12 protein-coding genes and 1 tRNA gene are annotated in these 20,726 nt (G+C 67.2%); 12 read left to right on the forward strand and 1 reads right to left on the reverse strand.

All coding sequences use genetic code 11. From position 1 onward, the window contains the following. Positions 1-109 precede the first annotated feature (109 nt). The 11 genes from ACTPOI_RS22845 (at position 110) to ACTPOI_RS22895 (ending at position 19,185) form a co-directional block, all read left to right on the forward strand. Positions 110-2,050, forward strand: a complete 1,941-nt coding sequence (locus ACTPOI_RS22845) for an autotransporter assembly complex protein TamA (RefSeq protein ID WP_440113169.1) — start codon at positions 110-112, stop codon at positions 2,048-2,050. A 5-nt stretch (positions 2,051-2,055) separates the two neighbouring features. Next, complete coding sequence (locus ACTPOI_RS22850) at positions 2,056-6,375, forward strand: translocation/assembly module TamB domain-containing protein (protein ID WP_440113171.1); 4,320 nt, start codon at positions 2,056-2,058, stop codon at positions 6,373-6,375. 54 nt (positions 6,376-6,429) lie between these two features. After that, a tRNA-Arg gene (locus ACTPOI_RS22855) sits at positions 6,430-6,504 on the forward strand. A 192-nt stretch (positions 6,505-6,696) separates the two neighbouring features. Then, entirely contained in the window at positions 6,697-7,173 is a 477-nt protein-coding gene (locus ACTPOI_RS22860; protein WP_440113173.1) for a YjfI family protein, read from the forward strand. 63 nt (positions 7,174-7,236) lie between these two features. Continuing rightward, positions 7,237-7,980, forward strand: coding sequence for a PspA/IM30 family protein (locus ACTPOI_RS22865; protein ID WP_252659096.1), 744 nt, complete (start codon positions 7,237-7,239; stop codon positions 7,978-7,980). Further along, complete coding sequence (locus ACTPOI_RS22870) at positions 7,977-8,417, forward strand: hypothetical protein (RefSeq protein ID WP_440113176.1); 441 nt, start codon at positions 7,977-7,979, stop codon at positions 8,415-8,417. Before ACTPOI_RS22865 ends, ACTPOI_RS22870 begins: the two co-directional genes overlap by 4 nt. Before the next feature lie 68 nt (positions 8,418-8,485). Next, a complete protein-coding gene (locus ACTPOI_RS22875; RefSeq protein WP_252659094.1) occupies positions 8,486-9,130 on the forward strand; it encodes an OB-fold-containig protein in 645 nt (214 codons plus the stop codon). Positions 9,131-9,233: 103 nt separating this feature from the next. Beyond that, a complete protein-coding gene (locus ACTPOI_RS22880) occupies positions 9,234-11,360 on the forward strand; it encodes a hypothetical protein (RefSeq protein WP_440113179.1) in 2,127 nt (708 codons plus the stop codon). 111 nt (positions 11,361-11,471) lie between these two features. After that, positions 11,472-12,044, forward strand: coding sequence for a zf-TFIIB domain-containing protein (locus ACTPOI_RS22885; RefSeq protein WP_440113182.1), 573 nt, complete (start codon positions 11,472-11,474; stop codon positions 12,042-12,044). Positions 12,045-12,102: 58 nt separating this feature from the next. Continuing rightward, positions 12,103-13,512, forward strand: a complete 1,410-nt coding sequence (locus ACTPOI_RS22890) for a hypothetical protein (protein WP_440113185.1) — start codon at positions 12,103-12,105, stop codon at positions 13,510-13,512. An 87-nt stretch (positions 13,513-13,599) separates the two neighbouring features. Beyond that, the gene (locus ACTPOI_RS22895; protein WP_440113187.1) at positions 13,600-19,185 is read left to right on the forward strand and encodes a DNA repair ATPase; all 5,586 of its coding nucleotides are present in this window, start codon (positions 13,600-13,602) and stop codon (positions 19,183-19,185) included. Between the two features lie 39 nt (positions 19,186-19,224). Here the strand turns inward: ACTPOI_RS22895 and ACTPOI_RS22900 are convergent, their stop codons facing one another. After that, entirely contained in the window at positions 19,225-20,127 is a 903-nt protein-coding gene (locus ACTPOI_RS22900) for an EamA family transporter (RefSeq protein ID WP_440113190.1), read from the reverse strand. Between the two features lie 100 nt (positions 20,128-20,227). Between ACTPOI_RS22900 and ACTPOI_RS22905 the strand changes: the two genes are divergently transcribed. Further along, the gene (locus tag ACTPOI_RS22905) at positions 20,228-20,716 is read left to right on the forward strand and encodes an Lrp/AsnC family transcriptional regulator (protein WP_440113193.1); all 489 of its coding nucleotides are present in this window, start codon (positions 20,228-20,230) and stop codon (positions 20,714-20,716) included. The last annotated feature ends 10 nt before the right edge of the window (positions 20,717-20,726 follow it).

Raw genomic sequence — 20,726 nt, forward strand, 5'->3', positions numbered from 1 at the left:
CCCATTGCGCGCCGCTGTCTGACACGGGCGGGATGCTTTTCAGTGCATAGTGGCGGCGGGCTGGTTTTAAACAGCGAGCCCCCACCGTCCAACCCCATCCTTTGTAGCCGTGCCCTTTCGCGTCCTGCGCTCCTGCGCCAATCCCCCAACGCCGGCCCCATGGTCGGCGTTGCTGCTTATCGGCGCGCTGTGCCTGAGCGGGTGCAGCCTGCTGCCACGCAGTGAGAAAGGCGACGACCACCAGGAGGCCTCCACCGCAGCCATTGCCGAATCCGCCACACCTGCGTTCGACCTGCGGGTGCGCGCACCGGCCACTGTGCAAGACACCCTGGAACGCCACCTGGAGCTGCAGCGCTTTCGCCACCTGCCCGACCTGCATGCCAACGAGCTGCAGCGCCTGCTGGGCGCCGCCGACGCCAATGCCCGCGAGCTGCTGGGCACGATGGGTTACTTTGCGCCCACCATCACCGTGGAGCTGACCGAAACGCCCGACAGCCCCACCGCACCACGCGCCGTGGTCGTCACCGTGGAACCCGGCCCGCAGACCCAGGTGGCCCGCGCAGAAGTGCTCTTCAGCCCCGGCCGCACGGCAGCCGCCGAAGCCACAGGCAATCAGCCCCCGGACGCCAGCACCCGCCAGCAGCAGCGCGTGCAGCGCAACTGGTCACTGGCACCCGGCCAGCCCTTCACCCAGTCTGCCTGGGACGCGGCCAAGAACGATGGCCTGCGCCAGCTGCAGGCGCGCCGCCACCCCACCGCCCGCATTGACAAAAGCCGGGCCGAGATCGACGCCGACAAACACGAAGCCCATCTCAGCGTGACCTACGAACCCGGCCCTGCCTACCGCTTCGGGCCGCTGCGCGTGGAGGGCAGCCAGCGCTACGACCCCGATGGCGCACGGCGCCTGGCCCGCCTGCCCACTGGCGCCGTGTACGACGAGGCCGAAATGCTGGACGCCCAGCTGCGGCTGGCCAGCAGCGGTTACTACGACGCCGTGTTCCTCACGCTCGACACCGAGGGCACCGACCCGCAGGCTGCGCGCGTGGTGGCCCAGGTGCGCGAGGCCAAGGTGCAAAAGCTGGTGTTCGGGCCAGGGTTCTCGACGGACAGCGGCGCGCGCCTGTCGCTGGAACATATCCACAACCAGATGCCCGGCCTGGGCTGGCGCGCCGTGAGCAAGCTCGCAGTGGACCGCGAGACCCAGCAGGCCAGCAGCGAATGGACCGACCTGCCGGACGACCGGGGCTGGCGCTGGTTTGCGGGCGGCGAGCTGCAGCGCGAACCCACCGGCGACTACGACGTGAACAGCAGCCGCCTGCGCGCAGGCCGCAGCAAAAGCACCCGGCACATCGACCGCAACTACTTTGTGCAATACGACTACGCCAACAGCCAGGGGCTGGCCGCCAACGTGCAGTCGCCGTCTGACACCAGCACGGCCCTCAGCGTGAACTACGGCTGGACAGGCCGCTACTTCAACAGCCTCACCGCCCCCACGCGCGGCCATGGGATCGCCGTGGAGCTGGGCCTGGGCACCACGCTGCGGCCCGAGCGCGACCCGTTTGTGCGCACCCTGGTGCGCTGGCAATCCTTCGTGCCCGCCGGGCGCGTGACCGACGATGCAGGCACAGGCCGCAACGCCCGGCTGGCCCTGCGGGCCGAGGCCGGGGCCGTGCTCGCCCGCGATGGCGCGCAGATCCCTGTGACACAGCTATTCATCACCGGCGGTGACACCACGGTGCGCGGCTACGGCTACCGCAGCATCGGTGCGCGCACCGACAACGGCCAGCTCTACGGTGGCCGCTACCTGGCCGTGGGCAGCGTGGAATGGCAACGCCCCATCGTCTACAAGGGCCAGATGACCGACTGGGAGAGCACGCTGTTTGTTGATGCCGGCGCCGTGGCCGACAAGGTGGGCGACCTGAGCCCCCGCGTGGGCGTGGGGGCTGGCGTGCGTTGGCGCAGCCCCGTGGGGCCCCTGCAGGCCGACCTGGCCTATGGCATCAAGACCCAGGAACTGCGGCTGCACCTGCGGCTGGGGTTCAGCTTCTGATGGCGATGAGCAGCACCCCGCCCCATCCCGCACCGCGCGCCCGTGCGTCCGACTTCAGCGCCGGGTCCTCATCGGCCCAGCGCCCCCGCCCACCGCGCCCACCAGGTGCCTACCGCGCGCTGCGGGCCCTGGGCTGGCTGCTGGTAGCGCTGGTGGCCCTGCTGCTCACGGCCAGCGCGCTCCTGTGGTGGTGGGCGGGCAACGGCACGTCGCTGGCCACCTCGCTGGCCCGCGCCGCGCAGTACCTGCCCGCCGAGCAGCAACTGGAAAGCCGCGAAGTCACCGGCTCGCTGCGCAGCGGTGGGCGCATCGGCTGGCTGCGCTGGAGCAGCCCCAGCCTGTCCGTCGAAGTGACCGACCTGCGCCTGGGCTGGCAGCTGGCGCCCTTGCTGCAGCGCAGGCTGGAGCTGGGCGACGTACTGGCCACACGCGTGCAGATCACGCCACTGGGCGGCCCGCAAAGTGCTGAGCCCCCCACGCCCCCCACCGAGCTGGTGCTGCCCTTGCACATCGGCGTGGCGTTTCGCGTGGACCAGTTGCAGTGGGCAGGCGCACCGGCCGTGGAAGCCCGGGGCTTGGCGGGCGACTATCACTTTGATGGGACTGAGCACCGCCTGAACATCGGCGGCGTGGAGCTGGCCCAGGGCCAATACAACGCGCGGCTGACGCTGCAGGCCCAGGCGCCCCTGGCGCTGAACGCCACCGTGGACGGCACGGTGCGCACCACCGTGCCTGGCGGCACTTCCGCCATCCAGCTGGGCGCACACGCCACGCTGCAGGGCACGCTGGCCACGGCGGCGGCGCAGCTGCAACTGCAGGCGCGCATCCAACCCACAACCGCGCAAGAGACCCAGGCCACACCGCCACCGCCCGCCACCGCCGCCCCCATGCAGGCCGAGGTGCAGGCCACGCTGGCCCCATGGGCCTCACAGCCCCTGCAATCGGCCCAGGCCACGCTGCGCGCCGTCAACCTCGCAGCCCTCTGGCCCCAGGCCCCGGCCACGCAGCTGCATGGCACCGTGCAGGCTGGCCCCACCCCAGGCGCGGCCACCAGCAGCACCGGCTGGGCCCTGCAGGCGCAACTGCGCAACGCACTGGCAGGCCCGTGGGACCACACCCGCCTGCCCATCACCACGCTGCAGGCCGACGCGAAGTACGACGGCACCCGCTGGACGGTGCCCGGCGCCACGGTGAATGCGGGCACCGGCGCAGTCACCCTGCACGGCAGCTACACCCCCGCCACCGGCGCGCTGGAGGGCCAGGCCGAACTGCGTAACCTGCGCCCCGACGCCCTGCACACCGCCTGGGCGGCCGCCCCGCTGGCAGGCCGCGTGGCAGCGCAGATGCAGGGCGAGGTGGTGCGTTTTACGGCAGACATCCGGGCCACCGGCTCTGGCGTTGTGGCATCGGGCAAATCAACCACCCAGCGCGCCCCGCTGCTGCGCATCAACACGCTCGCCGCCCAAGGCAGCTGGCACCCGCCTTCGCCCACCCAGCGCAGTGGCAGCTTGCAGCTGGAGCGCCTGCTGCTGGACGCGTTGCAAGCCCGCGTCGAAGCCACCCAGCTGCGCGTGGCCCCTGGCGATCTGTCGGGCCAGGGCCAGGTCACGTTGGCCGTGCCGGGCGCCACAGCACGCGCACAAGGCAGCATCGCCCCACAGACCGGTGCGGGCGACCTGCACATGCAATGGACCGATGTGGGCCAGACCCAGCGCTGGCTGGCCAGCCTGCCGCTGGTGGGCACTCCACTGCAACAGGCCCTGCAAGGCGCCACCGCCCAGGGCGCCGCACAACTGACCGCCCGCTGGAAAGGCGGCTGGCAAACGCTGGCCCGGCAGCTGGAATCCGCCAGCGGCACCAGCACGGGCAATAAACCACCATCGGACAAGACCCCCTTCGAGCTGCAAGCCGCGCTCGTCACCCCGCAGCTGGACCTGTCCCTGCCTCCGGGCCAGGGAGCAGGCGGCGCCACCGCCGTGCAGCTGCGCGCTGTCAAGGCCGACCTCACTGGCACCCTGGCGCAGGCCACGCTGGTGCTGGACGGCGAAGCGCGCCTGAACGCATCCCAGCCCCGGCAGATGCAGCGGCTGGTCCTGCACACCCGCGCCACCGGTGGGCTGGGCACACCCGCGCAAGGCGCACCACGCGCTCAGGTGCAGATCAGCGCACTGCGGCTGGTGGCGCAAGATGCCGCCCGCCCCGGCCCCTGGACGCTGCAACTGGCCGAGCCCCTGTCCCTCACCACGCGCGCCCCTTCTAGCCCCAGTGCGTCGTCGCCAGCGGCGGGCTACACCTTGCAGGCCTCGGCAGGCCAGGCCCGCCTGACTGGCCCCCTGCCCGGCACCGCCACGCTGCGGTGGCAACCCCTGCGCATGGCCACCGGTGCCAACCCGCTGCAACTGCAAACCCAAGGCACGCTGCTGAGTCTGCCCATGGCCTGGGTCGATGCCCTGGGCCTCGGCGACAACCCCTCTGCCGCAGGCCGCCCGACACAGCCGCTGCTGGCCCGCATGGGCCTGGCCACCAGCATCGTGCTGGACGGGCAATGGAATGTGGACACCACCCAGGGCCCCCTGCGCGCCAGTGCCAGCCTGCGCCGGGCCAGTGGCGACCTGCACATCCTGGCGGGCGATGCCACCGCCATCACCGCTGTGCAGAGCAGCGGACAGGGCATGGGCGCTGGCGCCACCACCGTGATCGCCACCGAGGCTTCGGCCAGCCCTGCGGGATCGGCCAATGCACCAGGCACCGCCGCCGGTGTGCGCCAGGCCGAAGTCACCATGGAGATCGACGGCGAAGCCCTGCGCGCCCAGCTGGCCTGGGCCAGCGATCGGGCTGGCGAGGTGCAGGCCAGCGTCAGCACCCGCCTCACGCCCAGTGCTCCACCAGGGTCCGCCCCTGCCTGGGCGCCCGATGCGCCCCTGGCTGGCACGCTGCGCGCGCGCCTGCCCGACGTGGGGGTGTGGTCGGCCCTGGCGCCACCCGGCTGGCGCGTACGCGGCACGCTGGACGCCAGCGCCACCCTGTCGGGCACGCGCAATGCGCCGCGTTGGGCCGGCACGCTGGGCGCCGACGACATGGCCGTGCGCTCCGTGGTCGATGGCGTGGACCTGCAGGGCGGCCGCCTGCGCGCCACGCTGCAAGGCAACCAGTTGCAGATCACCGAGTTCCGCCTGCAGGGCGGGCGCGGCAGCGGCGCGCGCATTGCAGGCTTCAGCGGTAATCGCACTGCCGCGCCGCAAGACGGCGGCACGCTCACCGCCACCGGCAGCGTGGGCTGGGGCGACAGCGCTGCGGCAACCACCGGCCTGTCGGGCATCACCATGGCCCTGCAGGCAGAGGCCAAGGCCTTGCAGGTGCTGGTGCGCGCCGACCGGCAGGTCAGCGTGTCGGGCCAGTTGCAGGCGCAGTTGCAGCAGGGCCAGATCAGCCTGCGCGGCGAGCTCACCACCGACCGCGCCACCATCATCCTGCCCGATGAAACCGCGCCCACGCTGGGCTCCGACGTGGTCGTGCGCTCTGCCGCCAAAGACCGCGAAGACCAGGCCAAGGCCCAGGCCGCCGCCAAGGCCAACCAGGTAGCGGCCCAGACAGAAACCGCCAAGCCGCCCGACATCGCCATCACCCTCAACCTGGGGCGCGACTTTGCGCTCAGCGGCCATGGCATCACCACCCGGCTGACGGGCGAGGTGGACATCCGCAGCAGCGCCGTGCCCGGCGCCCCGCCGCGCGTGACCGGCGAGGTGCGCACCGACGAAGGCCGCTACCGCGCTTGGGGCCAGATGCTGGACGTGGAGACAGGCCTGATCCGCTTCAACGGCCCCTACAACAACCCCTCGCTCGACATCCTGGCGCTGCGCCCCAACATCAGCGTGCGCGCGGGCGTACAGGTCACGGGCAGCGCGCAGGCGCCCCGCGTCAAGCTCTATTCCGACCCCGACCTGCCCGACGCCGAAAAACTCTCGTGGGTGGTGCTGGGCCGCAACGCCACCGCAGGCGGTGCCGAAGCCGCCGTGCTGCAACAAGCCGCCCTGGCCCTGCTCGGCCGCAAGGGCGGCAACACCGGCACCGCCAACATCGCCAGCCGCGTGGGCCTGGACGAAATCGGTTTTCGCGGCGCCACCCCGGGCGACGACGCCAGCACCGCCGCCCTCACCTTCGGCAAGCGCCTGTCCAAGGATTTGTACGTGACGTACGAGCGCAGCCTGTCGGGCACACTGGGCACGCTCTACATCTTCTACGACCTCTCCCGCCGCCTCACGCTGCGCGGGCAGACGGGTGAGAAAAGCGCGGTGGACATCATCTATACGGTGAAGTACGACTGAGGCTTCGGCGGCCAAAGGGGCCCCCGCGCGCCACTACAATGCGCGGCGGCTTGTCTCCTCGTAGTTCAATGGATAGAACGAGTGCCTCCTAAGCGCTAGATACAGGTTCGATTCCTGTCGAGGGGACCAAAGTCTTGACAAAAAACGGCCCTGCCGCGCGACCATAAAGCGCTTATAGCTATTAAATTGATAGCAAACCACGCACCCATATCCTGCGGTACGTGCTGATGGCCATCCCTGGCGCCCCGTTTCGCCGCACTTGCATTTGGTCACAAATGATGATGTTGACATGATATGTCTGCATCCCTATTCTCCTGATCCATGCAGGCACACGGACCTTCCTCCGGCCGCCTGCCCCACCCGCAGGATGAAGGAGACGCCGTGGCCACTTTGCTGGAACAACTCAACAACCTGGACGTTCTGACCTCGGCGCTCATGGGCGGTGTGGCTGTGCAGTTGCAGCCCATTGCGGGTGATGTGCCCGTGGTGCAGGTGAGCATCGAAGGGCGCGACGAGCTGCCCATCTTCGTGACCTGCTCGGACATGCAGATGATCTGCCTGTGCTACCTGTGGACCGACGCCGATGTGCGGCCCGAACGGCGTGCCGAGCTGATGGAAGCGCTGCTCGATTTGAACCCCTCCGTGCCCCTGTCGGCCTTTGGCCGCGTGGATGGCCGCTTCGTACTGGTGGGCGCCCTGAGCCGCGCGGCCCGCGCCGAAGACGTGGCGCACGAAGTGGCCGTGCTCAGCGACAACGCGCTGGATGCACTCGACGCGCTGGCGGAATTCCTGCACTGAGCCCCGGCGCATTCCGCCCACCTTTCTTCCCCAAAGCTCTTTCGACATTGACAGGAGAACACCATGTCGGTCATCAAGAAACTCGTCACCCTGCTGCGCGGCAGCGCCCGTGAACTGGGCCAGAGCGTGGTCGATGGCAACGCCACGCGCATCTATGAGCAAGAAATCATCGACGCCAAAAACAGCATCACCGAGGCCAAGACCGAGCTGACCGGCGTGATGGCCAAGCAGATGCAGACGGCGCGCGACATCGAGCGCATCAAGGCCGATCTGCTGCGCCATGAAGACCTGGCTGTGCAGGCGCTGAACAAGGCCGAGGAAGGCCTGGCGCTGGAAGTGGCCGAACGGGTGGCGGGGCTCGAAACCGAACTGAACGCGCAGACCCAGGCCCACGCCAGCTACGCCATGCAGGTGTCGCGCCTCAAGGACCTGATCCGCGCGGCCGAGACCCGTGTGCGCGAGCACGAGCGCGAGATCGGCATCGCCAAGACCACCGAGAGCGTGTACCGTGCCACGCAGAGCATCTCCGAGAGCATCGGCGCCACCGGCTCGCAGCTGACCAGCGCCCGCGACTCGCTGGAGCGCATCAAGAAGCGCCACGAAGACCTGGCCGACCGCATGGCCGCCGCCGAGCAGCTGGACCAGGAGTTTGGCCACCGCGCGCTGGAGCGCAAACTGGCCGACGCAGGCATTGGCGACAGCGACAAGGTGCGCGCTGCGCAGGTGATGGAGCGATTGAAGGCGCGGCAGGCGGCAGCGGCCGCTGCCACCGGAACAACCACCACCACGCCCCCCGCCGCACCATGAGCCCCGCAGCACCGCGCAAGCCGGTGCGTTGGCAGGGCTCCGAGCCCGCCCTGCGCGCCGTGCAGGTCGCCTTTGATGTGGAAGAGGCGGTGATGGAAGCTATCCGGGTCGCGGCCTTCCACGCCAATGTGTCCACCTCCACCCAGATCCGCAGTGTGCTGAAACTGCCCGTGGCCGCGCGCCCCAAGCGCCCGCGCCTGACCGTGACGCTGGACACGGGTGACTACACGCTGCTCGCCGGGCGCTATGGCCTGGCACCCGACGACCGCCTGGGCATCAAAGAGGCCGCCACGCGCGAGCTGATCGCTTTTGTGGAGCAGGTGCCCGCCGCCCCCTCGCAGGCAGCGCGGCCCGGCAAGCCCGCCAAGGGGAGCGACATCAAAACCGCGGAACACCCCCCCCAGCCACGCAAGGAAAAAGGAAAAAGCGGGCCCTGAACCGGGCGCGGATTTCATCAAACAGTCCTCGACACAGACACAACATACGAGGAACAGGAGGGAATTTCATGTTTGCCAATCTCATCGCGGCGGCCACCAGTTTTCCGACCGCCATCTACACCGTGCTGCTGGGCGTGGTGCTGGTGTATTGGCTGCTGGCCATCGTGGGCATGGTGGATTTCGAATCCAGCGGCATTGACCTGGACATCGAAGCCCACGCCGACGCCAGCGCCGACGACCTGGGCGCCATCGCCAGCTACGTGGTGGCCTTCGGCCTGAGCGGCGTTCCGTTCTCCATCGTGGTGAGCCTGCTGGTGCTGGTGGGCTGGACGCTGTCGTGCCTTGCCGCCGTCACGCTGCAGGCGTGGATCCCTACCGACATCCTGCGCTGGGTGGCGGGTCTGGCCATCCTCGCCGTGTCTGCCGCGCTGTCGCTGGTGATCACGGCGCGCATCGTGCGGCCGCTGCGGGGCCTGTTTGTGCACCACACGGCGCAAAGCAATGCCTCGCTGGTGGGCCAGACCTGCAAGGTGCTGACCGGCGTGGTGGACGAGCGCCAAGGCCGGGCCGAAGTGGCCCAGCGCGGCGCCAGCATCAATGTCCGCGTGTGGTCACCCAGCCCCAACACACTCAAGCGCGGCGACACCGCCCTGATCACCGAATACGACGCGGGCGCCCACCGGTACCTGGTGATGCCCCTCCCACCCGAGTGACCGAGCCCATTCCTGGCACCTGGGCAGCGCAAGACGCCGGTTGCCCTGTTTTCCGTTTTTCACTGTTCTCTTCAGTTCCACCCTTTCAGCAGAAAGTGTTCTCATGCAGCAATCCTTCATGGTCATCCTGATTGCCGTTGGCGTTCTTGTCTTCCTGATCCTGGCGATGTTCGCCATGTTCGCGAAGTTCTACCGCAAGGTGGAGCAAGGCCACGCGCTCATCATCAACACCCTGCGCTCCGAACCCGAAGTCACCTTCACCGGCCGCATGGTCTACCCCATCATTCACAAAGCCGAGCTGATGGACATCTCGGTCAAGACCATCGAGATCGACCGCTCGGGGGACCAGGGGCTGATCTGCGCGGACAACATCCGCGCCGACATCAAGGTGAAGTTCTTCGTGCGCGTGAACAAGACGGCCGAAGACGTGCTGCGCGTGGCCCAGGGCATTGGCTGCGCACGCGCCTCCAACCATGAGATTCTGGAAGACCTGTTCTCGGCCAAGTTCTCCGAGGCGCTCAAGACGGTGGGCAAGTCGCTGGACTTTGTGGATCTGTACCAGGCGCGCGACCGCTTCCGCGACAAGATCATCGAGCAGATTGGCGATGACCTGTCGGGCTATGTGCTGGAAGACGCTGCCATCGACTACCTGGAACAAACCCCGCTGTCCAAGCTCGATGCCAACAACATCCTCGACGCGCAAGGTATCAAGAAGATCACCCAGCTCACGGCCGTAGAACACGTGGTGACCAACGAGCTGCGCCGCAACGAGGAAATGCAGATCAAGAAGAAAAATGTGGAGACACAGGAAGCCCTGCTGGAGCTGGAACGCCAGCAGGCCGACGCCACCGCGCGCCAGGCCCGAGAAGTGGCCACCGTGAAGGCCCGCGAAGAAGCCGAAACCTCCAAGATCCAGGCCGAGGAGCGCACCCGCTCCGAAATGGCGCGCCTGCAGTCTGAGCAGCAACTGGCCGTGCAGCAGGAAAACGTGCTGCGCGAAAAGGAAGTGGCCGAGAACAACCGCAAACGCGCCGTGGTGATCGAACAGGAACGCGTAACCCGTGCGCAAGAGCTGGAAGTGGTGGCGCGCGAGAAGGAAGTGACGCTGCAGCGCATTGAAAAAGACAAGGCCGTGGAAGTGCAAAAGAAGGCCATCGCCGACGTGGTGCGCGAGCGCATCGTGGTCGAACGCACGGTGGCCGAGCAGGAAGAAGCCATCAAGGAAGTGCGGGAAGTGGCAGAGGCCGACCGCACGCGCAAGTCCATCGTGATTGGCGCCGAGGCCGCAGCCGAAGAGAAGGTCATCATGGAAGTGAAGACCGCCGAGGCGCAGGAACGCAAGGCCCGCCACAAGGCCGCCGAAGACCTGGTGCTGGCCGACGCCCGCCTGAAGGTCGCCGAACGTGACGCAGAAGCCAAGAAGCGCGATGCCGAAGGCATTGAAGCGCTGACCGCCGCGCCCGGTCTGGCGGAAGCCAAAGTGCAGATGGCCAGCGCCAGCGCCAAGCTGGCCACCATGGAAGCCGAAGCCAGCGGCAAGGAAAAGATTGGCCGTGCCGAAGCCCAGGTGACCGAAGCCCAGGCACACGCCGACGCCATGGGCCTGCGTGCCCGCATGGAAGCCGAGGCTGCAGGCAAGGAAAAGGTCGGCCAGGCCGAAGCCCTGGTGCGCACCGTGGACGCCGAAGCCCTGGCCAAGATGGGCGACGCCGAGGCGCACAACATCGACGTGAAGTTCAACGCCGAAGCGCGCGGCCTGAAGGAAAAGTTCGAGGCCATGAAGGCCATGAGCCCCGAGACCCGCGAGCACGAGGAATACCGCATGCGCCTGGAGCGCGCGCATCTTGAAACGCTCAAGCACATCGAGGCGCAACAACACATCGCCAAGGAACAGGCCGAAGTGCTAGGCGTGGCGCTGAAGAACGCGCGCATCGACATCGTTGGCGGCCAGGGCGATTACTTCGACAGCTTTGTGCGCGCGCTGTCGGTGGGCAAGGGCATCGACGCGGCCGTGAACAAGAGCAACACGCTGCAGGTGGCCTTCAAGGACCAACTGAGCGGCGAGCGCGACGTGGTCGAAGACGTCAAACAGATTCTGGGCGCGGCGGGCGGATCGGCCAGTGAGCTGCAGAACCTGAGCGTCTCGGCCCTGATCGCGCGGGTGATGCAGACCGGCACAGACAGCCAGAAGCAGGCCTTGCAGCAACTGGCACAGAGCTTTCGCAAGTAAGCAAAAACCATAGCGTCTGGCGCTTGATACACAAGGCTTTCAGGAAACTTTCACCTGAAAGCCAATGAAATAAAGCGCCAGCAGCTCATATTTCAATAGCAAATCACACCCATGACCACCCGCCTGCACTGCAGCTGCACCCACCGCTCCCTGCTGAAAAACGTGGCGCTGGAGGACGGCCTGCCCGCAGCCGCCTGCCCCGACTGTGGCGCAGTGCTGCTGAACATGGATGACTGGCGCCGCTGGCGCAGCCGCGCTCCCGAGCTGAGCGCTGCGCATGTCTCCACAGTCACCGACACCGCCGCAGACCATGGCCGCGCCCGTGCCTGCCCCGCGTGTACCCGCCTCATGGAACGCCTGCCCGTGGACGCCGCCGAAGCCTTCCGCGTGGACCGCTGCGGCCCCTGCCAGCTGGTGTGGCTGGACCCCTGCGAATGGCAGGCCCTGGTGCAGCGCGGCCTGGCCCTGCAGCTGGACACCCTGCTCTCCGACGGCGGCCAGCGCCGCTTGCAGGCCGAACGGCTGCAAGCCACCCGCATGCAGGCCCTGCGCCAGCGCCACGGCGACACCTGCGTGGACGAGGTGCTGCGCATCCGCCGCTGGCTGGCCGAGCAGCCGCACCGTGACGAACTCCTGGCGCTGCTGCAGGCGCCCGAAGCGGCAGCGTCGTCACAGAGAAATTGAAATTAGACGACGGGCAACGCGTATCAACCTTTGCCTGAAATTCGAACTGGATAGCTGCATGACCTTCAAATCCACTTGGCAATTGCCCGGCCACAACCCGCCAATGCTTGTCCAGCTCTCGATCGCTCCCTATGGTGCTAACGGCGCCGCTTCTTTCCGAATCTCAAGCTGCGTACCTAAAAAAGCTCCGAGCCCCACTATTTTTCCCAGCGGCGAAGTGCTTCGGCTGACGCAGCCGGACGGCGACCGCATCGTTGTGCAGAAGTATCTGGACTGGATTGCCGCAAACCCTGGGGCAATTCCGCTGTTCGACAACAACAACGGTCTATTTCCCGAGTACTTCTTGGAGCCGCAAGGTCGGCGCAAGACGGCCACTGAACTCTTGCTCGACGAAGCCATGTTGCGGGTGGAGCTGGGAGACTACGAGATTGCCCAGACCCTTCTCAACTCCGTCGTTGAGCCTTCAGACTGCATGTTTCACCACACCGTGCTGCGCCGTCTTTATGCAAACTGGGCCACCGATGCTGGGGGCGCGCTGGCACAAGTGCATGCACAACAGGCAGTTCAGCATGCAGAAGTCATCGTTGACATCTATCGCAAGATGGAGTCGTTGCATGAGTACCCGAACAGATATGTTTGCTACTACTTCGGCGACTACAGCACCGCAGGCTCTCAAGTGTCCAGCGCATGCGCGACTTTAGCGACACATCGGTTACAGCAGCGGCAGTACCAAGCTGCGCTGGAAATCGTCGAATACGGAATTTCCGCAAATTGCTGGGACAGCGACTTGCGTGAACTGCAGATTCGCGCCCTGGTGGCTATGGATCGCAACGAGGAGGTTTGGCCGATATACGCCCTGAATCATCGCGGCATTGGTCCCATGCCGGAAGTCACCGAGACGGAAGGCTATCGAGCCTACATGCGCGCGCAGTCCGAGGAAGCGCAGACCAAAGAGAAAAAGCGCCGCGCCAGTGTCGTTTTACGCTATCACGATAGCCCTCTCCTCGCCGACACAGAGCAGGCCGCATGGAGGGCACGGTATCCGAATCTGCCGCAGGACTTCCTGTCCTGGGTCTCCAGCGGCCAGAGTACGCATCTGAGGGGAAGCGTGGAAACGGACGAGTACGAATACCGTCTTTTCAACCTGCAACAAAGCAACGAATGGCACACCGACTTCATGGGGTGGCTCAACTTGCACGCGAAAAGCAGCCCAGACTTTCATGCGGAGATCTGGAAACACATCCACGCAAGCGGCATTGATCCCGAACGCATGGCTCCCATCCTAGGTGATACACACACGCCAGATGGCTTTCTGGTGCGATGCGACGGCGGGACCGGAGAGTATGGCGCCGTCTACTTCTGGAGCCATGAGGAATTGCCAGTGTTCGAAAAAATCGCTAACAACGCGCAAGAACTAATGCCGTGGCTGGCGACCGCGATGAGAGAAGGCAAGCCATTCATTTTGTAGCCGCCTTGCTTCTCAACGCATACAAATTTGGTAGCGCATAGCGCTCATTGGATCAGCGCCACAGCGCCTTTTTAACGAAGTTCCGCCATGACCTCCAAGTCCGACACGCAAGACGCCGCCATCGACACCAGCGTGGCCGAAAGCAGCAGCTACGAGCTGCTGAAAAAGCGCCTGGAAGCCCAGGGCGACCAGCTGCTGTCCAAGGCCCAGGCGCTGAATGCGGCACGCATTGAACAGTTCGGCCAGCGTGACCAGCAGCTGCTGATGCGGCTGCGTGCGCGCACCGAGCACAATTGCGTGGCGCGCGACCTGGCCTACATCGGCGGCAACCGGCTGCTGTTTGGCTACAACGTGTTCATGGGGCTGAAGCGCGAGACGCGAGTTGAGGATGTGTTTGCGCTGTACGAGATGGCGCACCACGATGCCAACGGCGCGCCCGAGAGCGATGAACTGGTGCAGGTGTCCATGGTGGGCAGCTTTCTGGACGACCCACGTTTTGTGGCCGACTTCAACGAGCTGTACACCTATTACAAGCAGGCCACGCTGCAGCTGCTGCGGCCCACGCCGGAGTTTCTGCTGGCGGCCTTCCAGATCGGGCAGCAGGCGCAGGACATCCGCGTGTTCCGCTGGCGGCGCGAGAGCGATGGCTCGCTGAAGTACGTGGACAACCGGGGCGAGCGCGACCTGACGCCGCCGCCCAGCCACGACTTCAGCTGGACGCCGCTGACGCGCGAGCACCATGTGGGCGGTGCCCACCCGCACATCAATGTGCTGGACACGGTGTTTGTTGAAACGGTGGGCGGCACGCTCACCGTCAAGGTCGAGAACAACACCGAGACCGGCCTGGGCATCTACGAAGAGCCCGTGGACGACGCCAACCAGGCGCTGGGCGATGCCGAGTTTGCGTATGCCAAGCTGGGCCTGTTGATCCTGCTGCAGGTGCGCCCTTACCGCGAGAGCACCACGCGCTACCTGGTGTTCAACCAGCGCACGCAGCAGGTGGTGCGCATCGACGCGATTGGTGCGTCGTGCATGCAGCTGCCGGAGGACCACGGCATCATCTTCCCCGGCGGGTACTACCTGCAGTCGGGCGAGACCAAGCGTTTTGACCTGCCGCCCGAGCTGACCGAGCAGCTGCGCTTCACGCGCATGAAGCGCTCGCCCAACGGCGAGGACGTGGCCTACATCTTCTACGGCACCGTGCCACCACCCCAGGGCAGCCCGGCCACGCTGGATGCGGGCTGCTACGCCATCTTCACCTACAACCTCATCGAAAAGTCGCTCGCGCCGCCCATCCTGGCCGACGGGTACAGCACCTTCCCCGATGGGCGCATGCTGGTGTTCCAGGCCGCGCGCGGCGAAGCCACGCGCGTGCACCCCATGCAGCTGTGGCGCACACCGTTTGCGACCGAAGAACATGCCAGCCGCCAGCCCGCAGGCACGGGCTTCTTTGGCCGCGTGGGCAATGCCGACCTGGTGCGCGGCATCTCGGACCTGCTGGGCATTGCCCGCATGGTGCGCGAGCAAGTGCCCACACGCACCGCGTACGAAGACCTGATCCGCCAGTGCCAGCGCGCACGCGACGCCTACTTCTGGCTGGACGCGGGCGAGGTACAGAACGCAGCCGCCGACCTGGGTGGCATCGAGCAGGCCGCCCAGGCCACGCTGGGCGAGTTTGAAAAAGTCGAGAGCATTCGCCAGGACACGGCCCGCGCCCTGCAAAAGGCCGAAGGCCAGCAGCGCGAGCTGATGACCGCCATTGCCAGCCAACTGTGGCGCAGCCCCAGTGACTTTGTGGAGGCATTGAACCGCCTGCGCCAGCGCCAGGGCGAGCTGCACCTGCTGCGCGAGCTGCGCTATGCCGATCTGGCCACCATTGACGCCATGGCCGCGCAACTGACGGCCGAGCAGCAGCGTGTGGGCGAGCGCGCGCTGCAGTTCCTGTCCGACGAAAAAGCCTTTGACGGCCAGCGCCAGGCCCTGACCAAGGTGGCCACCGCCCTGCCCCAGGCCACCACAGCCAGCCAATTGGCAGAACACCTGACCACGCTGGATTCCGAAGCCGCCAGCCTCGATTTGCTCAGCGAGCAGTTGGGCAGCCTGCCCGGCGGCGATGCGGTGCAGCGCACCACCATCCTCGACCGCATTGCGCTGCTATACGCCGACATCAACCGCCTGCGCGCCGATGCCCGCGCACGCCGACGTAACCTGGGAGCGGCCGAGCAGCGCGCCGAGTTTGGCGCGCAGTTCAAGCTGTTCGGCCAGGCCGTGGAGAACGCGCTGGAGCTGTCGGACACGCCCGAAAAGTGCGATGAAGCGCTGACGCGCCTGCTCGCGCAGTTGGAAGACATCGAAGGCCGCTTTGCCGAGCAGGAAGAGTTTCTGGCCGATATTGCCACCCAGCGCGAGAGCGTGTACGAGGCCCTGTCGGCCCGCCGCCAGGGCCTGGTGGATGCACAGCAGCGCCGCGCCAAGGCGCTGGCCGATGCGGCCACACGCGTGCTGGATGGTGTGCCGCGCCGCATCGCCGGTTTCAACGAGCTGGCCCAGGTGCACAGCTACTTTGCATCCGACCCCATGCTGGCCAAGCTGCGCGAGCAGGTGGCCGAGCTGCGCCGCCTGGGCGCGGCCGTGGTGGCCGATGACATCGACACGCGCCTGAAGACCGCACGCGACCAGGCCGTGCGTGCGGTGCGCGACCAGCGGGAGCTGTCGGCCGGCGCCGAGGGCGGCCTGAAGCTGGGCAGCCATACCTTCACCATCAACAAGCAGCCGCTGGACCTCACCCTGGTCGCCCACGGTGACGGCCTGGCCTGGCAGATCACCGGCACCGACTACCTAGCCCCCGCACACGATGCGCGGCTGCAGGCGTTGCGCCCCTTCTGGCAGCAGGCGCTGGTGTCTGAAACGCCGCAAGTGGCGCGCGCCGAATACCTGGCTGCTGAGTGGCTGGAGGCCCAGCAGCGCGGCGAGGCCGAGCCCGGCTGGAGCGAGTTGCTGGTGCAGCTGGCCGAGCACGCCAGCACCGATGGCACCGAGCCCACCGCCCCGCCCGCCGTGCTGCTGGATTCGCTGCGCCGCTTTGCCGCCAGCCGCTACCAGGAGGGCTACCAGCGCGGCATCCACGACGATGACGCCCTGGCCATCGTGCGGGTGCTGGCGCCCATCCAGGACGCGGCTGGCCTGCTGGTGTATGGCCCGGCCGAGCGCGCACTCGCCAAGCTCTACTGGCACCTGGGCTTGCGCGAGGAAAGCCGCCACTCCCTGGCGCGCCGCGCCCGCAGCGCGCAGCACATTGCCCAGCTGTTTTCAAAGACCCACCTGCGCGACACGCTGGAGGCCGAAGCTGCGCAAGGCCTGCGCCAGTTTGTGGAGCAGCACCCCGTGCTGACCGCGGAATGGCTGCCCGAACTGGCCCAGGCACTGAGTACCGGCAACGCGGAAGATGCAAGCGACGAGGCCCTGCTGCGCACCCTGGTGGAAGAGGCCGGTGCGTACCTGGTGCGTGAACTGGCGCAGACCGAGATCGGCACCGCTGAGCTGTCCCCCGTCACACCCCAGTGGGTCATCAGCAACACCGGCGCCGACCTGGTGCAAGCCCTGCAGCGCGCGCTGGACCATGGCGGTCTGGCCAGCGCCTGGCAGCGCGATCTGAATGCGGCCGAGCCGCTGGAACGCTGGCGCCTGGCGCGCGGCTGGCTGCGTGCATTTGCGGCCACACAAGCCACGGCCGATAGCACCACACCGGGCCTGGCCTGGATTGACGACGCGGCCACGGCGCTCACTTTTCAGGGCACACGCCGCCGCATCAACACCACGCTGGATGCGCAAGTGGCCGGGCTGCGCAGCGAACACGCGCGCATCCAGCACGGTGCACTGGCGTTCAATCTCAACGACTTCCGCCGCCGCGTGCGCCACCACCGCAGCCACTCGGTGCGTGGCTTCACGCAGCTGCAGGCCCTGCGGCACGAGCTGCTGATGCAAGAAAAAGCGCGCCTGCACCTGGCGCAGTTCCAGGCCAAGCCGCTGGCCACCTTTGTGCGCAACCGGCTCATCGACGAGGTGTACCTGCCGCTGGTGGGCAACAACCTGGCCAAGCAACTGGGCGCCGCAGGCGACAGCGCACGCACCGACCGCATGGGCATGCTGCTGCTGATCTCGCCGCCCGGCTACGGCAAGACCACGCTGATGGAATATGTGGCCAACCGCCTGGGCCTGGTGTTTGTGCGCATCAACTGCCCCGCCCTGGGCCACGGCGTGACCAGCATCGACCCCAGCACCGCGCCCAACAGCGCGGCGCGGCAAGAGCTGGAAAAGCTCAACCTGGGCCTGGCCATGGGCAGCAACGTGATGCTGTACCTGGACGACATCCAGCACACGCACCCCGAGTTCCTGCAGAAGTTCATCGCGCTGGCCGACGGCACCCGCCGCATCGAAGGCGTGTGGCAGGACCAGCCGCGCACCTGGGACATGCGCGGCAAGCGCTTTGCCATCGTGATGGCAGGCAACCCCTACACCGAATCGGGCGACGTTTTCCGCATCCCCGACATGCTGGCCAACCGCGCCGACATCTACAACCTGGGCGACGTCCTCTCGGGCCGCGAGGCGGTGTTTGCGCTGTCGTACATCGAAAACAGCCTGACCGCCCACCCCGTGACCCAGCCCCTGGCTGCGCGCGAGCCGCAGGACGTGCACCTGCTGGTGCGCATGGCACAGGGCGAGGCCATCGACACCAACAGCTTTGCCCACCCCTACAGCGCGGTGGAGCTGCAGGAACTCAAGGGCCTGCTGCAGCGCCTGTTCAAGGTGCGCGATGTGCTGCTGAAGGTGAACCTGGCCTACATCGCCTCGGCCGCGCAGGACGACCGCTACCGCGAGGCGCCGCCGTTTCGCCTGCAAGGCAGCTACCGCAACATGTCGCGCCTGGCGCCGCAGGTCACGCCGCTGATGCAGGACGATGAGCTGGACGCCCTGCTGCGCGACCACTACCGGGGCGAAGCGCAAACGCTGACCACCGGCGCGGAAGAGAACCTGCTGCAACTGGCGCAACTGATTGGCCGCCCCACCCCCGAAGAACAGGAACGCTGGGACCAGATCCGGGGCGACTACCAGCGCCAGCGCAAGATGGGTGGCGCCGAGGACGACCCGAGCGTGCGCGTGACGCGCGGGCTGCTGGACATTGCCCGCAGCGTGGAAGCCCTGCAGCCCCGCAAGGCCACCGAGCAGCTCACGCAGCACATCACCCAACATGTCGCCCAGCCCCTGCTCGCGATTGCGCAGCACCTGGCCCAGCCCACGCCCGCGCAACAAGCGCAGGCTGCAGCACTGGCCCGCATCGAGCCTGCGCTGGCTAGCCTGGCCGAACTGGCCCAGCACCTGCAACAAGGCACCACCCAGACCCAGGCCCAGATGCGCGCCAGCCTGGACGCCACGGCCCAGGCGCTGCAGGCCCTGCAGACCAGCACCCAAACCCTGCACGCCCACAGCGACCAGGCCCAGAGCCAACGCATGGTGGACGCGCTGCTGTCCCTATCTGTCACCTACCGCCAGCTCATCATGCCGTTGGTGCGCGCAGTGGAAAGCCGCGTGGGTGCCGACGCCAAGATGCACCAGGAGGTGGAGCGGCTGGAGGGCATGATCGACAACCTGCGCGGCGCGCCGCCCGCCAAGTAGGCCGGAACAGCGCGCAAGGCGCTGCGTCTGCGCCAGTGCTCAGGCCGGTTGCGGCGCCGCCCCTGGCGCTGCGGGCGCACGCGCTGTGAGCGCGCTGCCCATCGAGGCGGCCATGATGCAGCCAATGGCCAACCACTGCACCGCGCTCAGATGCTCGCCCAGCAGCACCATGGCGACCAGCGCGGCCACGGCGGGTTCCATGCTGATCATGATGCCGAAGGCCTCCTTGGGCAGGCGCTTCAGGGCCATCATCTCCAGCGAAATCGGCACTGCGCTGGACACCGCTGCCACCGCCACGCCAATCAGCAACAGGCTGGGCGAGAGCAGCGCCGCGCCCGCATGCTCCACGCCCACCGGCACCACCACCAGTGCCGCCACCAACAGGCCCAGCGACACCGAATGCCCCGCGTGCAAATGCCCCGCGCGTTTGCCAAACACGATGTACAGCGCCCAGAACACCGCCGCGCCCAATGCATAGGCCACGCCCACCGGGTCCAGCATGCTGCCGTTGAGTCCCAGCGGCAGCAGCAGCCCCAGCCCCGCGATGGCCAGCAGCACCCAGACAAAATCCACTGCGCGGCGCGACGACCAGATGGCCACGGCCAGCGGCCCCGCAAACTCGATGGCCACGGCCAGGCCAAAGGGCAACGTGCGCAGCGACATGTAGAACATCAGGTTCATGCCGCCCAGGGCCGCGCCGTACAGCACCACCGACTTCGCATCGGCCCGGCTCAGGTGCCAGCGCCAGGGCCGCCACAGCAACAGCACCAGCAGCGCCGAGAACCCCACCCGCAGCGCCGTGGTGCCCTGCGCCCCTACGGCCGGAAACAGCCAGTGCTTGGCCCAGGATGTGCCAATGCCCAGCGCGGTGACGGAGCCGAGCACGGCAAGAAAAGGGAGAAAACGGTGGAACACCGCAGAGGTAGAGAAAGAAACTGGCATGCGCAAAAATATAGTTCGCTCACGCCGTGTTTTTGACTCTGATTTGAGGGGTCAAACGCAATTTTCACTCGCCCGTTCTCGCCCTCCCACGAGGTTTCGCATGACCGCACCCGCCGTACTCGACCGCTTCGACCTCGCCATCCTGGACATCCTGCAGACCGACAACACCACGCCCCAGCGCGTGATCGCCCAGGCCGTGAACCTCTCGGCCCCGGCCGTGCAGAGGCGCGTCCAGCGGCTGCAGAACACCGGCGTGATCCGCGCCAACGTGGCCGTGCTCGACCCGGAAAAGGTCGGCAAGCCCCTGACCATCATCGTGGAGGTGCACCTGGAGAACGAACGCCCCGACCGCACCGCCCCGCTGCGCGCCCGCATCGCCGCCGAAGCGGCCGTGCAGCAGTGCTACAGCGTGACGGGCGAGGCGGACTACCTGCTGGTGGTGACGGTGGCCTCGATGACCGACTACCAGGCGCTGACGCGGCGCCTGTTTGAAGGCGACGACAACGTGCGCTGGTTTCGGACCTCGGTGGCGCTGGAATGCATGAAGACGGGGCTGCGGGTGCCGCTGGACACCGGCCCCGGCATCTGACTACAGCCTC

Source organism: Acidovorax sp. BL-A-41-H1, assembly GCF_051942715.1.